At 62.0% G+C, this 3,560-nt stretch carries 3 protein-coding genes; 1 reads left to right on the forward strand and 2 read right to left on the reverse strand.

From position 1 onward, the window contains the following. Positions 1-277: 277 nt before the first annotated feature. Together ACLQI9_RS01030 and ACLQI9_RS01035 are read right to left on the reverse strand one after the other, a co-directional pair. Entirely contained in the window at positions 278-2,146 is a 1,869-nt protein-coding gene (locus ACLQI9_RS01030) for a pyruvate kinase (protein WP_442390790.1), read from the reverse strand. A gap of 548 nt (positions 2,147-2,694) precedes the next feature. Continuing rightward, positions 2,695-2,925: a hypothetical protein gene (locus ACLQI9_RS01035; RefSeq protein WP_442377100.1), complete on the reverse strand. Its 231-nt coding sequence runs from the start codon at positions 2,923-2,925 to the stop codon at positions 2,695-2,697. Between the two features lie 424 nt (positions 2,926-3,349). Between ACLQI9_RS01035 and ACLQI9_RS01040 the strand changes: the two genes are divergently transcribed. Continuing rightward, positions 3,350-3,560: glyceraldehyde 3-phosphate dehydrogenase NAD-binding domain-containing protein (locus ACLQI9_RS01040; RefSeq protein ID WP_442377101.1), on the forward strand; the 211-nt coding region annotated here is incomplete at its 3' end.

Consider the following 3,560-nt stretch of genomic DNA (forward strand, 5'->3'; position numbering starts at 1 on the left):
GTCGACCAACCCAGCCTTCGCCGAACACCTGGTCCGGCTTGGAATCACATCGGTTTCGGTTAATCCCGATGCGGTCGGCGCGACGCGACACGCCGTCGGCGCAGCCGAACGACGGCTATTGCTGGAAGCAGCCCGGCGGTCATAGTCGGGGTAAGAGCGAGGCCGGCGGTTCCACCGGCGGCCACGCATGCTTGCCGACATCGACTGACGGCGGTGTGTTTACCGCCCACGCTCACAGTCTCAACTCCGCTTTTGAGGTGGGCGATGTAGACGTTCGTCACCGCTGGTCATGGTGCGAGCCGGGGTGCCAGGAGCTTAGGGACCCCATCAGTGCGTTCTTCTTATAGTGGTGATCCGTCATTCGCCGAAGGATGCTGTCGAGGACGACGACGGCGTCGTTGATATATGGCCCTTTGTTGAGCATCGCGCATTCGGCCCGTTCGCTCATTGCCGCATCGCTGATCTCTGCGCGCGAGGGATTCCCTGTCTTCGCGAGCTGTTCGAGTACTTGGGTGGCCCAGATCACGGGCAGGTGCGCCGCCTCGCACAGCCACAGAATCTCTTCCTGCAACTCGGCGAGGCGTTCGTATCCGCACTCGACGGCAAGGTCCCCCCGAGCGATCATCACACCGACGCGCGGATGCCGCATCGCCGTAAGCAGCAGTTGCGGAAGATGTTCGAATGCTTGCCGGGTCTCAATTTTCAGTACGATTCCCAATGAGTCGCCGCGGAGCCGGCTCAACGAGTCGAGTAACTGCTCGACATCGGAAGGGTCTCGTACAAAAGACATCTCGACCAGATCGGCCAGCTCGACGACCGTCGACAGGTCAGACAGGTCCTTGTCGGTCAGGGCGGAGATCGGGAGGTTGGCGTCGGGCACATTGACTCCCTTGCCGGCGCGGAGGCGCGACCCTGCGTCTGCGGCGTGGTCGATCCGCAACCTCAGCACGCCAGCACCTACGCTGACTACCTCGCCGCTGATCCGACCGTCATCGAGGTGCACCTTCTGCCCAATGTGAGCATGATCGAAGATCTCTGGCAGCGTGCACCCAATGCGCGGAACACCCTCGGCGGCCAGCGGTACCGGCGAGCAATCTCTGGTCAGTTCGAGAGTGTCTCCGCGATGCAGGACAAGGCTCTGTTCGGTTTGCGGGAGTTCTCCGAGGTGTGTCGAATCCTCGATGCCGTGGACGTGCAGCAACGTCCCGGTGGCGAGGTAGGTGGTCTTGCCGACAGTCGCGACGAATCCGCTGGGGGCGCCTGGCTTCTGGCTAATCGCTTTCAGGACCAGCCTGCGTTTCGAGCCGCGGGTGTCGTGCAGATGCAGGACGTCGTCGTCGTGGCGGCGGCTGAGCCATTCCCCGGACACCGGTAGCGACACCATGCCGGCTTCGGGCGGCTCGGTCGGCTCTTCCGCCGCAGTCAGCCATGCCCGCGCCGGGGCGGTTTCCCGCCCAAGCGCGTTCCTGGATGGCCGGAGTTTCACGATGCGCGGCCCGGGTTCAAGCGGCCCAGTCCGCAGCTTTGGTCCTCCAAGGTCCATAGCGACCAAGCAGGTTCGGCCGGTCGCCTCGGCCGCTTGCTTGACATGTTGTGCCATAGAGCGCCATGCCTCGGCATCGTCGTGCGCACAGTTGATGCGTGCGATGTTCATGCCGAGTTTCACCAACTGGCGAACCAAGTCGCGGTCGGTCGCAGCCGAGGAGGGCAGTGTGACCATGATGCGGGTCACGCGATCGACCGGCTCCGGGCCGAGCAACTGCTGCGTTCGGTGGCGGAGCAGTTCGGCGCCGTCGTCGATGCCGGCGCCGGTTTGCGCAGGCTGCTGCCAGGTGTCACCGAGCATGGCACAGATCGCCGACCTCACCAAGAGCAAGGTGGCCTCGACGTGGGGCTCGCTGCGACCCAATGAGGACAGCCCGTAGGCAGCGAGCCGGGCCTGCAGGTCGCGCAGGTCGCATTGTCGAATTGCCCAATAGTGCAGCATGTTTCGGGCGCTCGATCGATTCTGGGTCGCCACGCCGGTGAGCCACCAAGACCACAGTGACTCGGCTGTGGCCAATCGCGCCACGAGGTCGTCTACGTCGTCACGCAACTGGCCCAACTGCAGGCTCGTGAGATCAATGTCGGTATTCGTATTGGGCACTGATGCTCCAAAGTATTCGATAGCGCCGAAGTCCGGCGACGGTAGCCGTTAAGCGGCCCAAAGCTGTGACACTGCCCAGCGGTCAGGACGGCGGTGCGTGGTGACCTCGCCAGTTAGGAGGCTGCGCCGACTCCGTTGGCATCCTGCCCTTTGTCGTCCTCTACGGTACGGAGACCCCATACTGGGCCCTAGGGGCATTGGTCCCCGATCCCTGACGGCATTGCAACCAGGCAGCGGCGATCAACGGAGCGCTTCCCTGCCGATTTCTCTGACTGGTGAGTCGACGCCTTCGAAAGACAGAATCTCATGCCGCACGATCGACTGCACCGAAGGCGATCTCGCAGTTAGGGTGCTGGCTGAGTTATCTGGGGTTCGGGCGGCTCCCTAGCCAAATCAATCGACGTAGGTTGTGCCTCAACCGTTTTGGAGTTATGTGTTGCCGGCGCGAGTTGTACGCCGTCACTCTTCTCGTGCTGTAGCTGCGAAAGCGTGAAGCCTTCACCGGTGGTCATGATCTCTCCACACATAAAACTCGTCGCGGACCAACTTCATGAATCCGTCGAGATATACCTCATGACGCGGTCAAGGAGGACGCTGCACGTATCGCCATCATCGGCGACTCGTGCCATCCCGCGATGCCGAAGGAAACCTTCGAGGCGTCGATCGAGCGGCCAATTTATATACGCGTAGGTGGCGTAGTCAGAATGCAGGAATTGGTACGCGAGGACATCAACGTCGGGGTCGGTCAATAACAGCGCATCGCCGGCAGCAGTCGTCATGTCATTACCCTTCCCGGGTTGTCAGTCCGCCCCGATCAAGGCGACGCTGATCCCATCGTTTCGACCGCCCCCACGCCTCCCTAGGGTCCAAAGTCATCACGGATCGCGGTCCGTTGTCACATGCAGGGCCCGTTCCCACCTCGCCCGCGACAGACCATCAACACGGGCTGTGCGTGGTGGACACGCTTTGTATTCGCAAAGCAGCAACGATTTTGATGAACCGACAGAGATCCTGTCAGCCGATCCTTCATGGTTGATCAGCCCATCGGGCTGATGTCGACCAGCACTCGGCTCGAGACGCCGATCCCGAACTCCCAGGAAAGCGAGGACCTTGTCCTCTGCTGCTCGGCCCGAGGCGCGGTCAGACTCAAGGTGGCGTGCAAGTGATGATGCGCCCAGACCACAGAACTACGAGGAGATCACTATGGCTATTCGGGTAGGCGTGAACGGTTTTGGGCGTGTCGGCCGAAACTTCTTTCGTGCGGTGGACGTACAACGCGCGGCAGGCACCAGCGACATCGAGATCGTCGCGGTGAACGACCTCACGGACAACAAGACTCTGGCGCACCTGCTCAAATACGACTCCGTCCTCGGACGCTTACCGCACGACGTGTCGGTCGACGACGAGGACCTCG

It is taken from the genome of Mycobacterium sp., assembly GCF_052143115.1.
Taxonomy (GTDB): domain Bacteria; phylum Actinomycetota; class Actinomycetes; order Mycobacteriales; family Mycobacteriaceae; genus Mycobacterium.